This window comes from Martelella sp. K41-7, from assembly GCF_055808365.1.
In genome coordinates, this window is record NZ_CM147867.1 from 2515614 (window position 1) to 2538549 (window position 22936).

The following is a 22936-nucleotide window of genomic DNA, read 5'->3' on the forward strand; positions in this document are numbered from 1 at the left end:
GGCGCTACCGCTTGAGTTTGTATTCTTCGGTGTTGAGCGCGTCGGCAAGGCGCGCTTTCGCCGAACCCGGTTTCAGCGGCTTCTGCTGGCTTTCATGCGGTGCCCAGCCGGAGACATAAACGATCGAGAAAGTCGCGCGAATGCGGTCATCCGTATCGCTGAAGCGTTCGGCATAGAGTTCGGCCGCACGCAGAAAGAACGCCCGGCTGACAGGCTTTTTCGAGCGGTCTGCGATTGGATTGGCCATACCCATCGCCCTCAGATCCGCCATCAGCTCGAACAGCGTGTCATAGCGGACCGTGTAATTTTCCTGATCGACCACAGGCAGGGCAAACCCCGCCCGTTGCAGCAAACCGCCAATATCGCGCACATCGGCAAAGGGGATCACGCGCGGGCTGACGCCGCCGTAAAGCTCCGTTTCAGCCGCAAGCAGGCATTCGCGCAGCTCGGCCAGCGTGCCGGAACCGGGGATCGCCGCCAGAAACAGCCCGTCCGGTTTGAGCGCCCGGCGCGCCTGGATGAAATAGCCGGGCGTGTCATTGGTGAGATGAGCGACCAGCGGCGACAGCACCAGATTAAGCGACTGGTCCTCAAGCCCGGGCAGTTCCAGCGGAGCCACCTGGTTTGGCACAGTCCCATCGGCAAAGGCCGCGTCACTCTCCACCCGCGTGATCGCTCCGACCTTGCCTGTGGCAAGCGCGGCTCTGGCGACAGCGCCTGTAACTCCGTGCAGTTCGACGGCCTCATCAAATTGCCGCTCGACCACGGCAAGCCGGTCGGCGATTTCCTCGGCCACGATGTCGAGCAGAAAATCGGCACCGGGCTTTGCCGCGCGCCAGGCCTTCAGCCGGTTCGCCTCCACGCGTCGTGCATCGAAAACCTGTTCCATCGCCTGCGGCCTTTCCAGTTCACATAATCCCCGCCAATTAGGGAGTCGCAAAGCGTCCGTCAACGCGCTACCTTGAGGTCATGGATGAGATCAGACCGTTGAGACTTCAGGCGATGCGCGCCCGATCTGCGGCTGTGGCCCGTGATACGCTGGCCATGCTCGGCAATCTCGTCTTCCCGCCGGTCTGTGCGGCCTGCGGCAAAACCACGGGGACGCATCGCGCGCTCTGCGTCAATTGCTGGAGCAATATCCGTTTCATCGAACGCCCCTATTGCGCGGTTCTCGGAACGCCGTTCTCACACGATCTGGGCCCCGAGATCATGAGTGCAGAGGCCATCGCCCACCCGCCGGATTTCGATCGGCTGCGTTCGGCTGCATTTTATTCCGGAACGGTGCGCAACCTCGTCCACGCGCTGAAATATCGCGACAACACCCATCTTGCGGTGATGATGGCCACATGGATGCAGCGCGCCGATGATGGAATGATCGCACGCTGTGACGGCATTGCCGCTGTGCCGCTGCATACGACCCGGCTGATGTCGCGCCGCTTCAACCAGTCGGCAGAGCTTGCACGCAATCTGGCACGGCTTTCCAGCAAACCGTTTCTGCCGGGGCTTTTGCGGCGCAAGCGGCGCACCAGCCAGCAAGTCGGCCTGACGCGATCGGCGCGCGAGGACAATGTGCGGGGCGCCTTCGCGCTTGCGCGCGATCACGAAGACCAGGTCTTCGGAAAATCGATCCTGCTGATCGATGACGTCTACACCACCGGTGCCACCGTTTCGGCGGCCGCAAGGGTTTTGAGACGCAAGGGCGCAAGCGAGATCAATGTTTTGACCTTTGCACGCGTGCTCGATGAAACTATATGAAGGGCTGATCACCCCGGCCTGCAACGAAAGGACCCCAGTATCATCATGGCGAATGTCGAGATTTACACGCGGGAATTCTGCGGTTTCTGCGCCCGTGCAAAAAAGCTTCTGTCGGACAAGGGCGTCGGCTTCACTGAATACAATGCCACCGAGACCCCGGACGTGCGCGCAACGATGATCGAGCGTGCCAAGGGCGGCTCGACCTTCCCGCAGATTTTCATTGACGACCGGCACATTGGCGGCTGCGACGAGCTATTCGCGCTTGAGCGCGAAGGCAAGCTCGATCCGCTTCTTGCCGCTTAAGGATCCGCGCATGACCCGTTTCACCGCCGCCGCCATCCAGATGCGCTCGGGCACCGATCCCGAGCAGAACGCCGATACGCTTTCAACGCTGGTTCGAGAGGCCGCCGTCAAAGGCGCGCAATATGTGCAGACGCCGGAAATGACGGGCGCGGTCCAGAAAGACCGAAAACAACTGATGGCGGGTTTAAAGGCGGAAGCTGACGACATCACCGTCCGCACGGCCGCCGCCCTTGCGCGTGAACACGCCCTTCACCTTCATATCGGCTCGACGGCGATTGCCGTTGACGACGGAATGGTCGCCAATCGGGCACTGCTGTTTGCGCCCGACGGCACCATTGCCGCGCGCTACGACAAAATCCACATGTTCGATGTCGACCTCGACAATGGCGAAAGCTGGCGTGAAAGCGCGGTCTACCGGCCCGGCGAGAGCGCAGTTTTGGCGAACCTTCCGTTTGCAAAGATCGGCATGGGCATCTGCTATGACGTGCGCTTTCCTGACCTGTTCCGCGCCTACGCACTTGCAGGCGCCGAGGTTCTGACTGCGCCTGCCGCGTTCACAAAACAGACCGGCGAAGCCCACTGGCATGTGTTGCAGCGTGCGCGCGCCATTGAAAACGGCGCCTTCATGATTTCGGCGGCGCAGGCAGGCTTTCACGATGACGGGCGCGAAACCTTCGGCCACGCGATCATCATCGATCCCTGGGGCCGCGTTCTGGCAGAAGCGGGCGGCACGGGCGAAGCGGTAATCACCGCCGAGATCGACACCGATGCGGTGACGGCGGCGCGCGGCAAAGTGCCGAACCTGAAGAACATCCGCGCTTTCACGCTTGAAGAAAGCGACAATCTGCACGGCGCTGACGTATAGGCCTGAGCGAAAGACCGACCCTGTGATCCATTACTCACTCTCTTGCGATAACGGCCACGCCTTCGACGGCTGGTTTTCCGGCAGTGAAGACTTCGACAGGCAGATGGCGGGCGGCCTCCTGACCTGTCCGGTCTGCAACTCCGCTCAAATCGCCAAGGGTCTGATGGCACCGCAGGTCTCTACCGCGCGCAAGCAGGACGAGCGCAAGACCGCTCTTGTCGACAAGGCACGCCGGGAGGCTTTGCAAAAGCTGAAACAGGCCGTGACCGAAATCCGCAAGAACTCGGAAGATGTCGGTGAGCGCTTCCCCGAAGAAGCCCGCAAGATCCACTATGGCGAGAGCGAACAGCGCGGTATTATCGGCGCAGCAAAGGCAGACGAGGTCCGCGATCTGCTTGAGGAAGGCATCGAGATCATGCCGCTTCCAACCCTACCGGAAGACAACAACTAGCCGGCGCGCCGGCTGCGAAATTCGCAGCAAAGCGTTCGCAGAAATGGTGGAGCCGAGCGGGATCGAACCGCCGACCTCTGCAGTGCGATTGCAGCGCTCTCCCAGCTGAGCTACGGCCCCTTTTTGTCGAATTGGCTGATACTCCAATTGTTTTGAGCGAACAAGCACCCAAATCATTGATTTTTGGCTTCAAATCCGCCTTACCCGCGCGATTCGCACAAGACGAGGGCAGAAATTCCGAGACAAAAGATAATTCACGATGCAGCTTAAGGATGCAATTGCATCCAGATGGTTTACGACCAGATGTGCGTGCGCAACCTTGGAAAGGTTGCCACGAATTCGATTTTCCGTCTAGCCGCGAATCAAACTCCGTCTTTGGGATAAGGAACTGTTTTTCCGCGATAAAGTGTCGCTTGGCGTTCGCATCATTGTCCATGAATAATCGATAATATCGATGTGCCAGGCGTTGCTGTTTGACAACACTTCCAGCCCAAACAAGGCTACATGCTTGCATTTACGGACCGACGGGTCTTGCATGGATTGTGTTTAGAGCGAGGAGACGTATAGTTTTACGTGCAATCGCCGAAACAGAAAAAACTATAATGCGGTCATGGCGTCCTGCACTGGTGTGATGATTAACGAAAAAGTCTCTGGAGATTGCTGCAATGAAAATCAAGAAATTGCTCATCGGCTCCGCTTCGATGATCGTGGCTGCAACAGGTGCCAAGGCCGCTGATCCGGTCGTGATGATCGAACCGGTCACAGCCAACTACGTCGAAGCCTGCGATGCCTTCGGCAGCGGTTATTTCTTTATCCCGGGTACAGAGACCTGCCTCCAGATCGGCGGCTATGTCCGCTTCGAGACCAAATTTGGCGGCATTCAGACAGGCTCGTCTCTCGACAACGACTGGTATCCTTACGTCAAGACAAACTTGGCAGTAACGGCCAAGTCCGCAACCGAGCTTGGTACGCTGACGTCGAGAATGGTCCCGGAGTTCTATTTCTATTCCAACGGTACGGGCGACGACTTCAAGTTTGACGAAGCCTATCTTGAAATTGGCGATGCGCTCGCATTCAGAGCCGGCTACATCAAGGGCTATTGGAATGAAGACCTTTGGGGCGAACTCGACAACATTGACAATGTGAGCCGCTACAACTCGATCCGCCTTGCCTATAATGGCGCAGATCATTTCCAGATCGCGCTTGCTGCCGTCGGAATGACGCCGGATGAAACCGGCAGTGATGGCGAGCTCGCCAAGATCGGTCTTTCAGGGCGTCTCGGCTATGTGGTCTCTGACAGCAATTACCTGAAGCTGGATACCGCCTACGATACCTATAACGAGACCTATGCCGTCCGCCCCTGGGCTGGCTTCGGGATCGGTCCAGGCACGTTTGAAATCGCGGGCCTTTATGCAAGCGGCTTCATCGCCTATGTGCCCGATTTCACGTCCGCGAACTGGGACGATTCTGCCGATCGCTGACACCTATATGAAGTATGCGGTCGCGGCCAACTACTATTTCAATGTCACCGAAAACTTTATCCTGGCGCCGCAGACCCAGTACACTGTCGCCAGCAATGACAAGGTATTCTGGGAGGCAGGCTTTACCTCAGACTGGGAAATTGTTGATGATTTCCATGTCCGCACAAATATCAACTACGCCTTTCTGGACGATAGCTGGAACCAGCAGAACTGGTTTGGCTGGGTGCGCCTCGAGCGCGATTTCTGACCGACTGGCGTTCAGCCCCCACACATTTTCTAAAACACGCGTTCCCGGAGCCAAGCCGGGAATGCCCTATTTCCAGCGGTGGGTTTCTTCCGCCGATCTGGCAGCCTGTTGCACGTTCAATGTCGCCCAACAGGTCCAAGTCCGGCAGTGGGCTGCGTGAACGTCATACCAAGCCGGCGCAACAAGAAAGCCGTGGTGCTAACGCATTTCTAGTCGACAGCGAAGTCGGTAATCATACGAGTCTGAGCCGAGCTCGCCTCGATACAGGCCATATCGAGCAGATAACAAAGCAACTCCGCCCCTTCCTTGTCGGCAAGACGCCGAACCTGAGCAAGAATCTGCCTGATATAGATAATTCTTCTTCCGTCAGTGTTTTGCCGCTTTGTTTTCCAGACCTGTGCAGCAACATGCTACATCCAAATCCCTGATGCCCGTTTCATGTACCATTCAGCTATACCTCAACTCAAAAGAGTAGTTGCTGATTTATTAATCGCAACCTGAAAAAGAATATCCTTCTGGTTACATCGGACCTGCGTCGTGAATTTTCACGCACTGGGACTTGACCAACGAGCAAACTCTGTCCATTTCGAGTCCGGAACATGCTCAACAGAAACATCCGGTTTGCGTCCAGGGCATCTTTCGGGGTAAAGGCAACGCTGAACAGTCCTGCAAGCCGGAAGACGGACATACCGCCCATTCCTCGCCGGCTTTCGAAAGCGGGCCTTGCGGACAGTCTGTATACGGCCGGAAACGCTCTGATTCCGGGCATTTTTTTCGAATGCGTTACCGACGGCTCGGCCAACGACAGAACGGCTTTTACCGGAAAACGCGATGTGCCGATACGAGAGCGGACGGCACCTTACGTGGCAAAGAAGAATTGAGACGGAAGATATGGACGTAGTCGTTGTAGAGTCCCCCGCCAAGGCAAAGACCATCAACAAGTATCTGGGCTCGGGCTACAAGGTTCTGGCATCCTTCGGCCACGTGCGCGACCTGCCGGCCAAGGATGGCTCCGTGCTGCCCGACGACGATTTTGCCATGTCCTGGAAAGTCGACACCGCATCGGCGAAGCGCGTGAAAGACATAGCCGACGCGATGAAGAACGCCGACGGCCTGATCCTCGCGACCGACCCGGACAGGGAAGGTGAAGCGATTTCCTGGCATGTGCTCGACCTTCTGCAAAAGAAGAAGGTGCTCAAGGACAAGCCGGTCAAGCGCGTGGTCTTCAACGCCATCACCAAGAAGGCCGTACTCGAAGCCATGGCCAATCCGCGCGAGATCGATGAAGCGCTGGTGAATGCCTATCTCGCCCGCCGCGCGCTTGATTATCTGGTCGGCTTCAACCTGTCGCCGGTGCTGTGGCGCAAGCTGCCCGGCGCGCGCTCTGCCGGTCGCGTGCAATCGGTGGCGCTGCGTCTCGTCTGCGAGCGCGAAAGCGAGATCGAGCGCTTTATTCCGGAAGAATACTGGAACATTGTCGCCGACCTCAAAACCGTGCGCGGCGATCAGTTCGAAGCCCGTCTGGTGAAAGCCGACGACAAGCGCATCCAGAAAAACTCCGTCAAGGATGGCGAACACGCCGGACGTATCAAAGAGTTGCTTGAGGGCGCGACCTATTCTGTCGCCAGCGTCGAGGCCAAGCCCGTCCGCCGCAATCCCGGCCCGCCCTTCACCACATCGACATTGCAGCAGGCCGCTTCGTCGCGCCTCAGCTTCTCCGCCTCGCGCACCATGCAGGTGGCGCAGCGGCTTTATGAAGGTGTCGATATCGGTGGCGAAACGGCCGGTCTTATCACCTATATGCGTACCGACGGTGTCTCGATGGCGCCCGAAGCGGTCTCCGCCGCGCGCGATGCGATCGGCGACCAGTTCGGCCAGCGCTACCTGCCGGCTGAGGCGCGACACTATTCGGTGAAAGCCAAGAACGCGCAGGAGGCCCACGAAGCCATCCGCCCGACCGACTTCACCCGCACGCCGCAATCGGTCAAGAAATTCCTCGATGCCGACCAGTTCCGCCTCTATGACCTCGTGTGGAAGCGCGGCATCGCCAGCCAGATGGCCTCTGCCGAAATGGAACGCACCACGGCCGAAATTACCGCGACCAAGGGCAGCGAAAGCGCCGGCCTGCGCGCTGTCGGCACGGTCGTGAAGTTTGACGGCTTCCTCAAGGCCTATGCCGACAACCGCGAGGAAAAACAGCCATCCGACGAGGATGAGGACGATGGCCGTCTTCCCGAGATCAATGCTCAGGAAAATATCGACAAGGAAAAGATCCGCGCCACCCAGCACTTCACCGAGCCGCCGCCGCGCTATTCGGAAGCCTCGCTGATCAAGAAGCTGGAAGAGCTCGGCATCGGCCGCCCGTCGACCTATGCCTCGACACTGGCGACGCTGCGCGATCGCGAATATATCGTCATTGAGAACCGCAAGCTGACGCCGGAGGCCAAGGGCCGGCTGGTCACGGCCTTTCTTGAAAACTTCTTCGACCGGTATGTGGAATATGATTTCACTGCAGACCTTGAAGAAAAGCTCGACAAGATCTCCGACGGCACGCTCGAGTGGAAACAGGTTCTCCGCGATTTCTGGAAGGACTTCTTTGCCCAGGTCGAGGGCACCAAGGAACTGCGCGTCACCAACGTGCTGGATGCGCTGAACGAGGCGCTGGCGCCGCTCGTCTTCCCTAAGCGTGAGGACGGCTCCGATCCGCGTATCTGCCAGGTTTGCGGCACCGGCAATCTGTCTCTGAAGCTCGGCAAATACGGCGCCTTCGTCGGCTGCTCCAATTATCCTGATTGCAATTTCACCCGGCAGCTGGGTGCGGATGGAGAAGCAGAGGCCAACGGCATCAACCCGAACGAGCCCAACGAACTGGGCACCTGCCCGGAAACCGGCGAAACCGTAACGCTCAGAACCGGGCGTTTCGGCCCTTATGTCCAGCGCGGCGAAGGCAAGGAGGCCAAGCGCTCCTCGCTGCCGAAGGGCTGGAAGCCGGAAGATATCGACCTGGAAAAGGCACTGCGGCTTCTCTCGCTGCCACGCGACGTCGGCCCGCATCCGGAAGACGGCAAGATGATCACCGCCGGCCTCGGGCGCTACGGCCCCTTCGTGCTGCATGACGGTACCTATGCCAATGTGGAAGGCATCGACGAAGTGTTTTCCGTCGGGGTCAACCGCGCGGTGTCCATTATTGCCGACAAGCGTGCCAATGGCGGACGGCGGCGCGGTGCGCCAGCCGCGCTGAAATCGCTGGGCGAGCATCCCGACGGCGGCGGCGAAGTCACCGTCAATGAAGGGCGCTACGGGCCTTATGTCAAATGGGGCAAGATCAACGCCACCATTCCCAAGGGCAAGGACCCGCAATCGGTGACCATGGAAGAGGCCGTTCCGCTTCTGGCCGCCCGCGCGGAAAAGGCCGGGCTGAAAAAGCCCGCCAAGAAGAAAGCGCCGGCGAAAAAGACGGCAACGAAGAAAACGACAACCAAAACCGCTTCGGCAACCAAAAAGGCATCGGCTTCAAAGAAGAAGAAGGCCGATGATGCCGAGGCCGAAAAGAGCGATAGTTGAGCGCAAAACCGAAAACCGGCGCGGGTGCAAACAAACCCGACGCAATCATTCACGGCCAGGTGCCGCCGCGCGATGTGCTGCTGAAGTTCATTGCCGACAACCCCGACCGCGGATCCAAGCGTGAAATCGCCAAGGCGTTCGGCATCAAGGGTGCCGAGCGCGTTGCTCTGAAGGACCTGTTGCGCGACCTTGAGGATGAAGGCCTGCTGCAGAAAAAGCGCAAGAGCCTGCTGCGGCCCGGCGCACTGCCGCCGGTAACCGTTCTCGACATCACCACGCGTGACAAGGATGGCGAGTTGATCGGCCGGCCGGCCGAATGGCCGGAAGAGGACGGTGCAGCACCTGCCGTGCTCATTCGCCAGTCCGGCGGCGGCAAGAATGGCAAGCGCAAGGCACCGACCGCGGGCCTCAACGACCGCGTTGTCGCCAAGATTTTCCCGTCGAAATCCGACACCGGCCCGGCCTATACAGCCCGCATCATCAAGGTGATCGACAAGCGCGGTGCGGCCGCTCTCGGGGTCATACGCGTGTTGGACGACGGTTCGGTACGGCTGATGCCGATCGAGCGCCGCGACAACGAGATTGATATCGAGGACACCGCGCTCAACGGTGCGAAGGACGGCGATCTCGTCGAAGTCGACGTCAAGCGGTCCGGCCGCTACGGCCTGCCGCGCGGCGAAGTGCTGACCATTGTCGGCTCGTTGGCCTCGGAAAAAGCGGTCTCGATGATCGCCATCCATTCCCACGGCATTCCGCATATCTTTCCAAAGGACGTGATCGACGAAGCCGATGCGGCGACTGCCGCGGACATGAAAAGCCGCGAGGACTGGCGCAATATTCCGCTGGTCACCATCGACCCGGCCGATGCCAAAGACCATGACGACGCGGTTTTTGCCGAGCCCGACACCCGGCCCGAAAACGAGGGCGGCGTCATCGTCACCGTCGCCATTGCCGATGTTTCCTATTACGTCCGCCACAAATCCGCGCTCAACCGCGAGGCGCTGAAGCGCGGCAATTCGGTCTATTTTCCGGATCGCGTCGTGCCGATGCTGCCCGAGCGGATTTCCAACGACCTCTGCTCGCTGCGCGAGGGCGAAGACCGCCCGGCCATGGCTGTGCGCATGGTATTCTCGAAGGATGGCCGCAAAGCCTCCCACACCTTCCACCGCATCATGATGAAGAGCGCGGCCAAGCTATCCTACCAACAGGCACAGGCTGCCGTTGATGGCACGACCGATGACAAGACCGGCCCGCTGCTGGAACCCGTGCTGAAGCCGCTCTGGGCTGCCTACGAGACCATGAAGCGTGGCCGTGATCGCCGCCAGCCGCTGGAACTCGACATGCCCGAGCGCCGTATCCTCCTGAAGGAAGACGGCACTGTCGACAAGGTGGTGGTGCCGCCACGCCTCGATGCGCACAAGCTCATTGAAGAAATGATGATCCAGGCGAATGTCGCCGCTGCCGAAACGCTGGAAAAGAAGCGCCAGGCGCTGATCTACCGCACCCATGACGCGCCTTCGCTTTCCAAGCAGGAAAGCCTGCGCGAATTCCTGGCGACGCTTTCGATCCCGCTGGCCAAGGGGGGCAATCTCAGGGCCAATTCGTTCAATGGCATCCTGTCCAAGGCCGATGGTTCCCCGCACAAGGATCTCGTCAACCAGATGGTGCTGCGCTCCCAGAGCCAGGCGGTCTATTCGCCCGAAAACGGCGGCCATTTCGGCCTGAACCTGCTGAAATACGCCCATTTCACCTCACCCATCCGCCGCTATGCAGACCTGATCGTCCACCGCGCTCTGGTGGCATCCCTTCACCTCGGCGAAGGCGGGCTGGAACGCGAAGAGGAAGAGCAGCTCGACGATATTGCCGCCGAAATCTCCACCTTCGAGCGCCGCGCCATGGCCGCCGAGCGGGAAACCGTCGACCGGCTGATTGCCCACCATCTGGCGGACCGAATCGGCGAGAGTTTCGACGGGCGTGTGGCCGGAGTCACCCGTTCCGGCCTGTTCATCGCCCTGCCAGAATATGGCGCCGACGGTTTTGTGCCGGTTTCCACGCTGGGCGGCGATTACTTCGTCCATGATGAGGTGCGCCAGGCGCTTGTCGGGGAGCGATCCAATCTCGGCTATCAGCTCGGCGACAATGTCGAAGTGCAGCTTGTGGAGGCGATCCCGCTTGCCGGTGCACTGCGGTTCGAGATGCTCTCATCCGGCCGCAAGCTCCCAGCCCCGACCCGCTCCTTCCACAAATCGCAAACCGGCCGTCCGATGCGCGGCGGCGGTGCGGGACGACGCAGCGGACGCGGCCGCCGCTGAGTGAGCCGGCGACCCTCGACCTTCTCTTATTAGAAAAATCGAATGAAATTCTGCCACCTGTTACGCAGTCCGTCTTGACTGATCGAGAGCTTTGGATAACGCTATCATCGCCAGCGCGGATCCGAGGGGGATGTCCGCCTGAGCGAACAGGGGAGCGTCCGGATGAAATCGATCTGCTCGGCATGCGCGGCAGCGCTCGCAACAGCCGCCCTTGGGGTGGCTCCGACGGCGCTGGCGCAGCAGGCCGTGCCCTATGGCGGGGCCAATGGCTGGGAAATCACGCAGCTGAAAGACAATGGCGCAGTCACCGCCTGCGAGGCCATGCGCATCACCGGTTCTGAAGAGGGGCTTTATTTCCGCCATGATGGCGCAGCCACCGGCATCGGCTTTTCAAGCTATGCCTCGGCCGCCTCGCCCTTTCCGACCGATGTCGAGATGTGGTTTGACGGCGACCGTTCATCACGCATGACCTATGCGATGCAGCCGGTGACCGACGCCAACGGCTTCGAATGGCGCACGCTGCTTTTGCCGAATGACGAACCGTGGGGCGAGATCGATCTCTTCGCCAACGCCTCCTCCATCCATTTCGGCTATGACACCGGAACGGGATGGACCGAAGCGGCCTTCGCGCTGACCGGCAGCAACCGGGCCTTAGAAGAGACCTCCGCCTGTTTCCAGAACGCATCAAGCGTGCCGGAACCCGCGCCGCAGCAGTTATCATCCGGGCCGAATGTGATCTACGGCGCCTGCAAGCTGATCGTGTCCGGCAAGACCTATGTGGACATGGCCGCGGGTTGCCCGATCTGGCTTGCCAATGACGGCACCGGCACGTTCTGGATCAACACCGACCGCGAGAACTATCTCGGCCAATTCTTTGCGGAAGTCTCGCCGTTCGGCGATGGAACGGCAGGCGCCCACTGGAATGCCGAAGCCGGTGCGACCCATGCCCAGGCTCCTCTGGGCGATGATTTCCGCCTGGCAAGTGGCGGCTGCTGGACCAACGGCAGCGCCACGGTCTGCGCCGCGCGGTGACGAACAAGGCCCCCGCTCTGGCTCCACGTGAGTGCCTGAGCCATTGCGTTTCATCAGACTTTCGGGATAAATCGGGCCTCACGGAGGACACCATGCCCGCAAAGTCTGACGACAACCACCAACGCTATGGCGAAAAGCCGACCGACGAACGCCGGCTCGCGCCTGCCATGCTGACGGGACTCAAGGGCCGCTGTCCCGCCTGCGGCAAGGGCAAGCTGTTCTACAAATATCTGAAGACCGTGGATGAATGCGGCCATTGCGGCACGGAGATCCATCACCACCGCGCCGATGACCTGCCCGCCTATCTCGTCATCCTCGTGCTCGGCCATTTCATGGTCGGCGGCTATATGACCGGTGCGGAGCTTTTCGACGTGCCCGACTGGGTCCACCTTGCCGTCTGGGTGCCGCTGACAGCGCTTGCCGCCTTCGCCCTCATCCAACCCATGAAAGGCGCCGTCATCGGCCTGCAATGGGCGCTGAAGATGCATGGGTTTGATGGCAAGGGAGGGGAAGAAGCCGTGGATTATTCCGAGCGGTGAAGGCTAACAGCATTTTTTGTTCTCTTCTTCTGATAGCGGATCGATCGCAAAAAAGAAGGGATTGACTCCACAGACATCGATGATGAAACATATCTACATTCTAATGTATTACATTGAAGGTAGCTATGCCCAACGAATGGCATGTAGAATGGCTAAAAGAAGGGGTTAAAAGCTGGAATAGGCGAAGAAAAAGGATAGCTTTTTCGCCGGACTTGTCAGGGGTCGTCTTTTTTGATCTGCTTCCTAAAGATTTTCGCGACGCTCCAAAGACTTCACGGTTTTTCGAGAAGATTGATCTGTCCGGGGCAAATCTTTCGGGCGCAAATTTATCAAATATGAATTTCTCTGGCGCGAAATTCACGAATGCTGACTTGTCGCATTCAGACCTTTCGATGTCGAATTTTCAAAAGGCTATTTTCAAAGACACTAACCTTTTTTCGGCGAACGGAGAAAAATCCCTTTTCAACTCGGCAAAATTTGAGAATTGCAATTTCGCAAAAGTCAGACTATTTGGTTCAGAATTTGATGGTTCTATATTAATTAATAGTAGGCTCACTGCAAAGCAAAAAAATGAACTTGAAATAGAACCTGAAAAAATATTCAGCAACCAAAAATCTTATCTTGACAGCAAAATATTGTCGCCAGCCCCTTTGTCTGATTTAAAAAAAGAATCGAAGGAAGGAGACGACAAAAGGACAAAAAAAGTAAAGTATGATGTATTTTATGCCACAAATAGAAAGCCAATATATGGCCGCGGCGAGCTAATTGATTTCAGCGGCGAGAACAATCAGAAGCTGAGCTACGGACTGTCAGAGGTAATTATCCCCGATTCACACACAGTTGGGTCGCTGGGATCTCCGCTTTGGAAGAGGCTTTTAAGTAGAAAAGATGACCGCATATATTTGGAAAGCTTAATTTCCCTGAACGATAATCTATTTTGGCGGCATATCCGAGACTCTTCGGAAAAAATGAAAATCAAGGAACATCCAACTATATTCATTCATGGATACAATGTTTCATTTTCTGAATCAGTGAAAAGAGCGGCTCAATTAGGTCATGACCTAGGTTTAGGTCAAGGAATCGGTCTGTTTAGCTGGCCCTCCAAAGGTAGAATTGGTAGTTACAGTGCCGATGAGGCATCTTCCGAAGCGAGCAAATACCTTCTTGCTGAACACATTTATACCTTTACGTCGAATTCGGAAAAAGGTCGCGTAAACATAATTGCACACAGCATGGGGTGCCGCTGTCTCATCGGCGCCTTGGAAATTTTGGCGAATGGGCGAACGAATACTCTTAAAAAGATTAACCAAATTATTTTAGCTGCGGCCGACATAGACGCCGCCACAATGCCGTACCAAATTAAACGCACACTTAAATACTGTACGAGGACCACATCCTATATATCAGATCAGGACAATGCCCTTAAAGTTTCAGGCTGGCTTCACGAATTTCCTCGCATTGGAATCACACCTCCTACCTTCGTAAGTGACGGCCTCGATACGGTATTGGTCAATGATTCGCAAATTGGAGAGTCATCTCACAGCTATCTCGGAGAAAACAGGTCAGTTCTAAATGACATATTTGAATTACTAAAAAGAAACACGAATCCTACCGATCGCTTTTCTATCGAACCTGTATTAAGTATTTGGGGAGATTATTGGAAAATAAAGAATTAAATATTCCATCGGATCATTTTTTGTGTTTCACCCCTCCCCGCCTGACAACTTCATCAGCACGATCCCCGAGATGATCAACGCAGCCGCGATCAGCCTTCCGGGCGTCGCCGCTTCTCCGAGCACCGCGATGCCGATGGCAAACGCGCCGATCGCACCGATGCCGGTCCAGATCGTGTAGGCGGTGCCAAGCGGCAGGGTGCGCATCGCGACGGACAGCAGCACGAAGCTTGCGGTTGAAGCGATGATGGTGATCAGTGTGGGTGTCAACACGGTGAAGCCAGCGGACTTTTTCATCGAAAAGGCCCAGACGACTTCAAGAATACCGGCGATTGCGAGATAGAACCAGGCCATGACACGGCCCTCCTTGCTAAAAGAGTGGCCGGGCCGTCCCGGATTGTTTTCGTCAGGCGCAGGCCGTCCCGCGCCGGGGTGATTTAGTTTCTGTTGATCAAAAGGTCAACCGCTGTTGAGCACGCCCATATGGGCCAGAGCCTTTCTCGGGCCTCAGTCTGCAAGACAGACCTTGTTCTTGCCGGTGCGCTTGGCTTTGTAGAGCGCCGCGTCGGCACGCGCATAGAGCTCCGTCTGGTCCTCGCCACGCTGGACCGGGGCAATACCGGCTGAAAACGAATAGCGAAAATCGGGATGGTCGGCGAAAGGTCTATGCGCGCCGACCTCCTGCAACATCCTCTCAACGGCGCTGGCTGCCTCCAGCAGCGTCATGCGCGGGATCACAAGTCCGAACTCCTCGCCGCCAAGCCTGCCGAAACAGTCGATGCGTCTTGCAAGTGCCGAAACCTTCTGGGCAAAGCCGATCAGCAGGCGATCACCGAAAGCATGACCGAAAATGTCATTGACCTGCTTGAAATTGTCGACGTCGAAGATCGCAAAACAGCCGAACGGACCATCGCCCGCCTCCGGCTGCCGGGCGACCACATCCCCCAGACGCTCCATCAGGAAGCGGCGGTTGGCAATGCCGGTCAGTTCGTCGGTCAGAGAGGATCTGAGCGCGATGTCGCGTTCCTGGCGGAGCGTACGGCCTTGCGCGCGCAATGGCGTGATATCGCTTGCCAGGCAGAGCATCCAGCCGTCCTCATCGACCGTCTCTGTCATCCACAACCAGGTGCCGTCATGCACATCGGTTTCAAAAGCACGAAACGGCACCTTGCCACGCCGGGAGAGCGTGCCCTTGAGCCAGAGTTCAAAGTCCGGATTTGAAATCACGGTTCCACGTCGTGCATGAAAATTGCGGCGCATCATGTCCGGCCAGAGCGGGTATTCGTCCGGGCCCAGAAAGAACGACTCCCGGTATTGCCTGTTGGCGAAGATCAGCCGGTCTTCTTCATCGAACACAGCGAAGAAAACATCCGTGACGTCCAGAAATCGGAGAATGCGTCTCAGTTTGCCTTCCATGAAAAAGCAATACCCCGTAGAGACCGCGCGAGAATCGGAGAGAGCCACGCTTCGGTCTTTTTATGTTGAAGATTACCGCGGGGGTCAACAGCGACCGGGCTTTTGCCGCGGCCCAACGGTTTTCGTTGCTATCGGGAAACGCCGAGCCAGATCACATGTTTCAACCCGCGTTTCCTTGCGTTGGCGCGCACCGTCTTCGCTTCCGTTTCAAAACCGCTCTTGCGCATGCGGGCAGTAAAGCGGTCGTCGGAATGGGCAGACCAGACGGCAAGAACGCCCGATTTCGTCAAAGCCCGTTTCGAGGCTGCAAGGCCGGCAAGGCTGTAGAGCCGGTCATTGTCCGCCCGCGTCAGCCCATCCGGGCCGTTGTCGACATCGAGCAGGATCGCATCAAAGGCATGCTTGCGCGCGGCGATAAGCTGGCTCACATCGCCCTCGAATATCTCCACACGGGGATCGTCGAGGGACCCGTTGAAGACCCCGGCCATCGGCCCGCGCGCCCACCGGACCACGGCGGGAACCAGTTCGGCAACGACAATGCGGGCGTCATCCGGCAACACGGCAAGCGCCGCGCGCAGTGTGAACCCCATGCCAAGACCACCGATCAGCACGCATGGCGCGGCGCGACCGGAGATCATTTCCGCTGCAAGATCGGCCAACGCCTCTTCCGAGCCGGAAAGACGGCTGTTCATCAACTCGTTGGCGCCGAGCATGATCGAAAATTCGGTGCCGCGCTGTTTCAGCCTGAGCGTGCCCGCCTCGCCCGGAATTTGGCTCTCGTCGAGTTCGACCCATGGAATCATCGCCGTCTCCCTCTCTTGTCTGCGATGGTTGCAACGCGGGTCTTAAAGGACAGAAACGACCCTGCGGCAACAAAAGTTTCGCTCATCGGGCCACCCCACCGGTTTTGAGCACTCCCAGCCTTGACTTTTGCGTGAAGATTCGTAGTGTCCCGCCAGATTTTGCCGTGGCGCGATATCACAAGCCCGGCAAGCCCAAACAAGCGTCCGATTCGGACGCTTGTTGATTTTTAGGTAAAATTCCGGGCGTACCGGTTCCGCTTTTCAAGGACGAGAAGCGGATTGCTCTTGAAGGCAGAAGAACATGGCAAAAGCAACAACGATCAAGATCAAGCTGCTGTCGACGGCAGACACCGGCTTTTTCTACGTTACCAAGAAAAACAGCCGCACGATGACGGACAAGATGGTCAAGACCAAATATGATCCAATCGCGCGCAAGCACGTTGAATTCAAGGAAGCCAAGATCAAGTAAGATCTATGGTATTCTGACGTCTTAGAAGCCCGGTTCTGTTGAGCCGGGCTTTTTTTGTTATGCGCCCGCACGCTTCAGCAAGCGCTGACGTAAGCTCACCATCAGCGTGGCAAGCGCGATGCTGACAATGCCCATGACCGCGATCTGCACCGGGTAGTAAACGCCGGCATCGATAAGGTAGCCCGTGAGCCCCGGGCCAACGGCGGTCGAAAACACCACGGCGGCGATCACCACTGCGCGGATGCTGCCGAGATGGCGCGCACCGTAAAGCTCTGGCCAGAGCGCACCGTTCAAAGTGCTGGATGCGCCCATGGAGCAACCGATCAGCGGCATGAACACATAGGGCGTCCATGAAGCGCCGGAAAAGCCGATGACAAGGCAGCCAGCGGCGATCGGCACCAGCATGAAGGGCATGACGGCGACGGAGGAAAACCGGTCGACCAGCGCGCCGGTGACCAGCATGGCCGCAAGGCTCGCCATCGACATCAGGAAGAACGAGCCGGCAAACATCTCCAGCGTCCAGCCGCGCAACTCCACCATATAGACCTGGTGGAAGAAAACCGTGGTGCCGATGAAGGGTGGCGCCAGAAACACCGCCAGAATGGCCCAGAACAGCGGATCGCGCAGCACTTCGCCGCGCGTCCAGTCACGAGGAGCCGTCTGCACCTTGTGGCCGGGTTCAGCCGACTGCGGCTCCCGTTCCACCCGCATCAGCGCGACGACCAGTGGTAGGCCGACAACCAGTGTCAGGATCGCCGCCGCGATCCAGCTTCCGCGCCAGCCCACAAGCCCCGATACCAAAACGAAAATCAGCGGGAAGCTTGCCTCAGCGGTTTGCAGACCAAGCGAGGAGAACGAAACCGCCCGCCCACGCATGGCGTTGAACCAACGGCCCATCGCGGTCACGGCGATGTGGCTCATCATTCCCTGTCCGAACAGGCGCAGCATGTAGAGCGAGATGAACAGTAGAAAAATCCACTGCGAAAGCGCCATCATGAGTGCCGCCAGCGCCAGCAGTGGCATGGTGATCATCACCACCTGCACCACGCTGCGATAATCGACGATCCTGCCGATCTCGCGTCAGCGTTGCCGCACTGAGAAGCGTCGCCCCCATATAGATCAGGCCGAAATCGCCATGGCTCAGACCATATTCGGAACGGATATCGCCTGCGGAAAGCGAGATGAAGTAGGTCTGACCGAAAGCGGTGAAATAATTCATCAAAAATGCGCCGCCCACCCAGCGGGCGTTTTCGCGCAGAAATGCAAAGACGTTCATAAAGAAAATCCTGAAGGTACGGTCATGTAGGGCCGAACCGGAGGCATGCGAACGCACCTCCCTCCCGGCCTGGCATACCGGGGCCCCCGCGTGAAGCGCGGTGAGCTGAGCACTTTAACGTTAGCGAGCCTTGTGACAGAGGTAAAGCCGCCTTTACGCAGACGTGCTGCCGTCCGGCTTGGACGTTTTGGCGGTCTTGTCTTCGGTTTTCAGCTGTACGGCAGCCTGCTTTTTCTTTCCCTTTTCTGCCTTGCGCTCCGCTTTTTTACGGCGACGTTCGCGATGCGCGTGGCCGATGGCGATTGCGCGCGCGCGCGCCTGCGGCCATCCGGCCTAAGAAGACGCGGCCGCGATCAACCCCGTGCAGTTCCTGTGCATAGGCCACGGCAAGCGCATTGCGATAGCTTTGCAGCCCCTCACTGAACGTTGCCTCAACGCGCCGCATGATCGAAACCCAGACCGGCGAAACCAGCAGCGAGATCGCCGTCATCGCGATCACGAGGCGATAGAGGTCTTCGCCGAGCGCGCCCGCGGCAAGGCCGGCTGCCGCCAGCACAAACGAGAATTCGCCGACCTGGGCCATGGAAAGTCCGGCGATCAGCGCCGTCTGGGGGGATGACCCGGTCCACCGCAGAAACATCACGTTCAGCACCGATTTGGCAGCGACGACGCCGACTGCGGCGAGCAACACGGTCAAGAGGTTGTTCCAGATGAAGCCGAGGTCGATCAGGAGCCCGATGGAGAGGAAGAAAATCACCAGCAACACGCTCTGGATCGGTTCAACGACCGGAATGACACGGCTTCGCAGCGTGGAATTGCCGACGCAAATGCCCGCAAGAAAGGCACCATAAGCCGGAGAAAGCCCGGCAACGCCAGAGATCGCCGCGGCGGAAAAGCACAGCGCCAGCGCCCCAAGCGCCAGAAGCTCAACCTTGTCTTCAACCTTTTCCGCATAGGGGATCTTGAGTTTGCCGAAACGACCGAAATACCAAAGTAGCCCCGCCATGATACCGACCGCCACGACAACCCGAATGGTGGTCGACACCACGTCAAATCCCTGCCCGCCAAAGCTTGAGACGAAGATCAGCATCGGAACGACCGCGATGTCCTGCGCGATCAGCACACCAACGGCAATCCGGCCGGCATCGCCACGCAGAGATCCCATCTCGTCCAGCATCTTCATCGCCACCACCGTCGACGACATCGCGATCACAAAGCTCAGTATCACGATCTCCCGGGTCGTGGCCTCCAGCAGCAAGCCGATGACAAGCGCAAGCAGGGCCGCACTTGCAAGTTGGCCAGCAACCACCAGCAGCGCCTGCCTGAGCGAGACGACAAAGGCCTTGATCGAGAGCTCCATGCCGATGAAGAACAACAGCACGACCACGCCCATCTCTCCGAGGAGGGCGACACTTTCATTGTTGGCGATCAGCCCCAGGCCGGTCGGGCCGAGCAGGATGCCCGCGAGAATGAAACCGACGAGCGGAGGTTGCCGCAGCCACAGAAAGCCGAGGCCGGCCAGCGCCGCAATTGCAACGACCAGTGCGACAGCGACAAAACTGCCGCCATGGGAAGCGCCCTGTGTGACGGCCTCGTGTACAACCTGCTCCATTTCGTTCCTTTCTTTTCCTGCGGCTAAGCGATGGCCTGATCCCAACCCCTTACCGACAGAATAGAGACCATTGCTCCAAAAGCTCAAGCATTCGCGTGACAAGGTCCGGCGAATACCCATGAATGCCTGAACACAAGAAAAATCCCAGCTCTTGATTTTACACATTTTATCGCCACGAAAACGCTGCCAGTCTTGGCTTGCGGGAGGCTCGCGGAACAGACAAACCACATGGCGTTGCGCACCGCAGCAACGATTTTACTTTGCCAAAGGCGGATTAGGTCATATATTCGTAACCATAAATGGAGGAGACGACATGAGTTTATCACGTTCCCTGCATACGGTCCTGATTGGTGCAGCATTCATTTTCGTAGCAGTGATGCTCTTCATCTAGACCGGACTGAGGCGCTGGGACGCCTTCGCTGTCAGTAAGCATCCGGATGGGAAACCGGAACCGGATGCCATAGTTTCGCGTTGATATGGTTCTATGCCCGCAAATGCGGCGTTACGGCTCTTTCCAATGCCGAATGCCCGCATGAGCGGGTATAGCCGTAGCCTTGAAAACAGAGGCTGGCGGAAGACCAACTGGCACGGAGATCAATATGTTCGATCACAAGACTTCACCGAGCGATTTGCTCGACCGCTTTCGTCTGACTGAAAAGACGCCCCTCGAACGTACCAGTTCGATGGTCCGCAGCGAGGTTGATGCACTCGGCAGAACCGCGCGCGACCACCCCGCTGGCAGCGGCTCTGCGCTGGCCCTGGTGGGTCTTGTGGCCTTCGGGCTCGGGTTTTTCGCCGGTCACGCAAGCAGCGAGGCATCAGTGCCCCGCAAGCGAATGTTCCGCGGCAAACACAAGGCAGGCAAACCACTCTACAACAGCAGAAAGTGGTTCTCCTCCGACCGCAGGCGCTGACTGTAAAGAAAGCCACAGTCGTTAATCCGCTGCGCCGGACCAGATGGCAGCGGCAGAGCTGCTCAACTGCGCATTTCATAGTCGAACCAGGCGAAATCGGCGTGGTGCCTGCGACCACTGGTGTCGTAGGCGCCCATGCCGAGAAACGCGCCGGTGAAATTGTTGCCCTCTCCGATCCCCGCGATCTTCTCGCCATGCCCTTGCTGGCGCTGATCTCACAACATGTTCACAAGATATTTGCGCCCATCCGGTGCATGAAACAGGGACGGATCGAACTCGCTGGAGTTGAGATAGACCCGCTTTGACCATGGCCCCTTGATCGAGGGTGCGGTGACAAGATAGTTCGGGGCATCCTTGAAACTGCCGGAGAGCCGCTTCACATCGGCATAGATCAGCCAGAACAGACCGTCGGCATGGGTCAGGCACGGTGCCCAGACACCAACGCTGTCAGGATTGCCGCGCATATCAAGAAGGTCGGCGCGCTCCAGCGGCCGCGCGAGCAACAGCCAGTTGGCGAGATCGCGCGAATGATGGATCTGCACGCCGGGAAACCACTCGAAGGTGGTGGTCGCGATATAGTAATCATCGCCCACACGGCAAATCGAAGGATCCGGGTTGAAGCCCGGTAAAATGGGATTGGTAATGCCATTGGCGGCCGTTGGGTTCTCCTCGCCCGTCCGCGCAGCCTCGCCTGCTTCAAGAATGTCCGTTCTCTAGAATAGAAAACCTGCCCATTGCACGGTCAAGCCATTTCGGCGCGACTCGACCTGCCTTGACGCCGCCATTCAATCACGAGAAAGGTCATGTGCATGCAGACAACAGGGAGACAGTCCATGGCGAATACGACGGGGAATTCATGGGAAGACAAGGACATGGCCAGTGTCTTCCACGGCTTTACCGATTTTCCATCCCTGAAAGAAAACGGGCCGGTGGTGCTCACCCATGGCGAGGGCATCAACGTCTTCGACGTTCACGGTAAATGTTACCTCGATGCCAATTCCGGTTTGTGGAATAATGTCGCCGGCTTCAATCATCAGGGCATCATCGAAGCGCTCTGCACGCAGGCACGGCGGTTTCCGGGCTATCATTCCTTTTTCGGACGGATTGCGGATGTCACGGTCGAACTCTCCGAGCGCCTGATCGCACTTTCCCCCTTCGACAGCGGCAAGGTCTATTATACAAATTCCGGCTCCGAAGCGAACGACACCATGGTGAAGATGCTGTGGATGATCAACCGCCGAAAAGGCGAGCCCGAGCGGCGCAAGATCATCACCCGCATCAATGCCTATCACGGTGTGACCGTGGCCACTTCTTCGATGACCGCAAAACCATACAACGCCGAATTCGGTCTGCCATTGCCGGGATTTTTGCATGCCGATTGCCCGCATTTCTGGCGCTTTGGCCTTGATGGCGAAAGCGAAGAGGCATTTACCGAGCGCATGGCGCGCAATCTCAGGGACTTGATCGAACGCGAAGGCCCCGAGACCATTGCCGGCATGTTCGCCGAGCCGGTTCAGGGCGCCGGCGGCGTCATTCCGCCTTCGAAAGGTTATTTCGACGCGATCCGCCCGATCCTGCGGGAATACGGCATTCCGCTGATTGCCGACGAGGTGATCTGCGGCTTCGGTCGTCTGGGCGAAATGTGGGGCAGCGACCATTACGACATGGAGCCGGACGCCATCATCGCCTCGAAATGTATCACCGCCGGATACTACCCGATGGGCGCCGTCATCCTCGGTGAAAAGCTTGCCAACGATCTGACAGAGGCATCGGAAGCGGCGGAAGAGTTCCCCCACGGCTTTACCGCAGCAGGCAGCCCGCTCGGCAGCGCGGTTGCCCTGAAAGCCCTAGACGTGATCAAAAATGAAGGGCTGATCGACAATGTCCGCGCCCTGACGCCGCATTTCATCGAGCGCCTTTCACGATTGGGTCATCATCCCCATGCGGGCGAGGTGCGCGGCGTCGGTTTCATGGGCGCCGTCGAAATGGTTGCTGACAAAACAACCAAGGCAGCGTTTGACGGCAAGTTGCGGGTCTCTGAACGGATCGCCAACAAGGCGCTGGAAAATGGCCTGATCTGCCGCCCGCTCGGCGCCTCCGTCGTGCTGGCCCCGCCCTTCATCATCACCAAGGCCGAAATCGATACGATGTTCGGCCTGCTGGAAGAGACGATTGCCGAAGTCTTTGCCGAGATCGGCTAGTGGAATGAATTTGACATTTGAGT

Annotated in this window: 22 protein-coding genes, 1 tRNA gene and 1 pseudogene; 15 read left to right on the top strand and 9 right to left on the bottom strand. The window is 58.1% G+C overall.

All coding sequences use genetic code 11. From position 1 onward, the window contains the following. Positions 1–4 precede the first annotated feature (4 nt). Positions 5–889 (bottom strand): methyltransferase domain-containing protein, encoded by an 885-nt coding sequence (locus AC0L7L_RS11945; RefSeq protein ID WP_272212150.1) that lies wholly within the window; start codon positions 887–889, stop codon positions 5–7. 113 nt (positions 890–1002) lie between these two features. On the opposite strand from AC0L7L_RS11945, the gene AC0L7L_RS11950 reads away from it, so the two are divergent. From AC0L7L_RS11950 to AC0L7L_RS11965, 4 genes are read left to right on the top strand one after another with little or no spacing between them, the layout of a single operon-like run. Then, positions 1003–1755: a ComF family protein gene (locus AC0L7L_RS11950; RefSeq protein WP_473513904.1), complete on the top strand. Its 753-nt coding sequence runs from the start codon at positions 1003–1005 to the stop codon at positions 1753–1755. Between the two features lie 45 nt (positions 1756–1800). Continuing rightward, complete coding sequence (gene grxC, locus AC0L7L_RS11955; protein WP_473509187.1) at positions 1801–2058, top strand: glutaredoxin 3; 258 nt, start codon at positions 1801–1803, stop codon at positions 2056–2058. Between the two features lie 10 nt (positions 2059–2068). Next, on the top strand, positions 2069–2923 hold the full coding sequence (locus tag AC0L7L_RS11960) for a carbon-nitrogen hydrolase family protein (protein WP_272212152.1): 855 nt from the start codon (positions 2069–2071) through the stop codon (positions 2921–2923). A 22-nt stretch (positions 2924–2945) separates the two neighbouring features. Continuing rightward, a complete protein-coding gene (locus tag AC0L7L_RS11965; protein WP_272212153.1) occupies positions 2946–3374 on the top strand; it encodes a DUF1178 family protein in 429 nt (142 codons plus the stop codon). A gap of 44 nt (positions 3375–3418) precedes the next feature. On the opposite strand, the gene AC0L7L_RS11970 is transcribed toward AC0L7L_RS11965, so the two are convergent. Beyond that, positions 3419–3494, bottom strand: a tRNA-Ala gene (locus AC0L7L_RS11970). Positions 3495–4039: 545 nt separating this feature from the next. On the opposite strand from AC0L7L_RS11970, the gene AC0L7L_RS11975 reads away from it, so the two are divergent. The 7 genes from AC0L7L_RS11975 to AC0L7L_RS12005 all read left to right on the top strand — a co-directional run bounded on the left by AC0L7L_RS11975 (position 4040) and on the right by AC0L7L_RS12005 (position 14225). Beyond that, positions 4040–4855, top strand: a complete 816-nt coding sequence (locus AC0L7L_RS11975; protein WP_473509190.1) for a porin — start codon at positions 4040–4042, stop codon at positions 4853–4855. A gap of 7 nt (positions 4856–4862) precedes the next feature. Beyond that, entirely contained in the window at positions 4863–5102 is a 240-nt protein-coding gene (locus AC0L7L_RS11980; RefSeq protein WP_473509192.1) for a porin, read from the top strand. Positions 5103–5993: 891 nt separating this feature from the next. Beyond that, positions 5994–8666 carry a type I DNA topoisomerase gene (topA, locus tag AC0L7L_RS11985; RefSeq protein WP_473509194.1) on the top strand — a complete coding sequence of 891 codons (2673 nt, stop codon included), beginning with the start codon at positions 5994–5996 and terminating at the stop codon, positions 8664–8666. Then, complete coding sequence (gene rnr, locus AC0L7L_RS11990; protein ID WP_473509196.1) at positions 8663–10978, top strand: ribonuclease R; 2316 nt, start codon at positions 8663–8665, stop codon at positions 10976–10978. Before topA ends, rnr begins: the two co-directional genes overlap by 4 nt. Before the next feature lie 162 nt (positions 10979–11140). Beyond that, on the top strand, positions 11141–12010 hold the full coding sequence (locus AC0L7L_RS11995; RefSeq protein WP_272212158.1) for a hypothetical protein: 870 nt from the start codon (positions 11141–11143) through the stop codon (positions 12008–12010). A gap of 92 nt (positions 12011–12102) precedes the next feature. Next, positions 12103–12549 carry a DUF983 domain-containing protein gene (locus AC0L7L_RS12000; RefSeq protein WP_272212159.1) on the top strand — a complete coding sequence of 149 codons (447 nt, stop codon included), beginning with the start codon at positions 12103–12105 and terminating at the stop codon, positions 12547–12549. A gap of 125 nt (positions 12550–12674) precedes the next feature. Continuing rightward, positions 12675–14225, top strand: coding sequence for an alpha/beta hydrolase (locus AC0L7L_RS12005; RefSeq protein WP_473509200.1), 1551 nt, complete (start codon positions 12675–12677; stop codon positions 14223–14225). Positions 14226–14252: 27 nt separating this feature from the next. Here AC0L7L_RS12005 and AC0L7L_RS12010 read toward each other — a convergent pair whose 3' ends face one another. The 3 genes from AC0L7L_RS12010 to AC0L7L_RS12020 all read right to left on the bottom strand — a co-directional run bounded on the left by AC0L7L_RS12010 (position 14253) and on the right by AC0L7L_RS12020 (position 16441). Then, complete coding sequence (locus AC0L7L_RS12010) at positions 14253–14576, bottom strand: DMT family transporter (RefSeq protein ID WP_272212161.1); 324 nt, start codon at positions 14574–14576, stop codon at positions 14253–14255. 153 nt (positions 14577–14729) lie between these two features. Next, positions 14730–15638 (bottom strand): GGDEF domain-containing protein, encoded by a 909-nt coding sequence (locus AC0L7L_RS12015; RefSeq protein ID WP_473509202.1) that lies wholly within the window; start codon positions 15636–15638, stop codon positions 14730–14732. A 128-nt stretch (positions 15639–15766) separates the two neighbouring features. After that, a complete protein-coding gene (locus AC0L7L_RS12020; protein ID WP_272212164.1) occupies positions 15767–16441 on the bottom strand; it encodes a spermidine synthase in 675 nt (224 codons plus the stop codon). 301 nt (positions 16442–16742) lie between these two features. Here AC0L7L_RS12020 and rpmG point away from each other — a divergent pair, with 301 nt between their 5' ends. Beyond that, on the top strand, positions 16743–16910 hold the full coding sequence (gene rpmG / locus AC0L7L_RS12025; protein WP_045684232.1) for a 50S ribosomal protein L33: 168 nt from the start codon (positions 16743–16745) through the stop codon (positions 16908–16910). 57 nt (positions 16911–16967) lie between these two features. Here the strand turns inward: rpmG and AC0L7L_RS12030 are convergent, their stop codons facing one another. Continuing rightward, positions 16968–17942, bottom strand: a complete 975-nt coding sequence (locus AC0L7L_RS12030; RefSeq protein ID WP_473509205.1) for an MFS transporter — start codon at positions 17940–17942, stop codon at positions 16968–16970. A gap of 103 nt (positions 17943–18045) precedes the next feature. On the opposite strand from AC0L7L_RS12030, the gene AC0L7L_RS12035 reads away from it, so the two are divergent. After that, positions 18046–18216: a hypothetical protein gene (locus AC0L7L_RS12035; RefSeq protein ID WP_272212165.1), complete on the top strand. Its 171-nt coding sequence runs from the start codon at positions 18046–18048 to the stop codon at positions 18214–18216. A gap of 235 nt (positions 18217–18451) precedes the next feature. Here AC0L7L_RS12035 and AC0L7L_RS12040 read toward each other — a convergent pair whose 3' ends face one another. Then, positions 18452–19798: a cation:proton antiporter domain-containing protein gene (locus AC0L7L_RS12040; RefSeq protein WP_473509207.1), complete on the bottom strand. Its 1347-nt coding sequence runs from the start codon at positions 19796–19798 to the stop codon at positions 18452–18454. A gap of 599 nt (positions 19799–20397) precedes the next feature. Here AC0L7L_RS12040 and AC0L7L_RS12045 point away from each other — a divergent pair. Next, entirely contained in the window at positions 20398–20712 is a 315-nt protein-coding gene (locus AC0L7L_RS12045; protein ID WP_473509209.1) for a hypothetical protein, read from the top strand. Between the two features lie 62 nt (positions 20713–20774). Here the strand turns inward: AC0L7L_RS12045 and AC0L7L_RS12050 are convergent, their stop codons facing one another. Both AC0L7L_RS12050 and AC0L7L_RS12055 read right to left on the bottom strand, forming a co-directional pair. Beyond that, positions 20775–20897: a beta-xylosidase family glycoside hydrolase gene (locus AC0L7L_RS12050; RefSeq protein ID WP_473513906.1), complete on the bottom strand. Its 123-nt coding sequence runs from the start codon at positions 20895–20897 to the stop codon at positions 20775–20777. A gap of 36 nt (positions 20898–20933) precedes the next feature. After that, positions 20934–21356 (bottom strand): annotated as a pseudogene (locus AC0L7L_RS12055) (family 43 glycosylhydrolase); the annotation flags it as partial. A gap of 189 nt (positions 21357–21545) precedes the next feature. Between AC0L7L_RS12055 and AC0L7L_RS12060 the strand changes: the two are divergent. After that, entirely contained in the window at positions 21546–22913 is a 1368-nt protein-coding gene (locus tag AC0L7L_RS12060; RefSeq protein WP_473509211.1) for an aminotransferase, read from the top strand. Positions 22914–22936 lie beyond the last annotated feature (23 nt).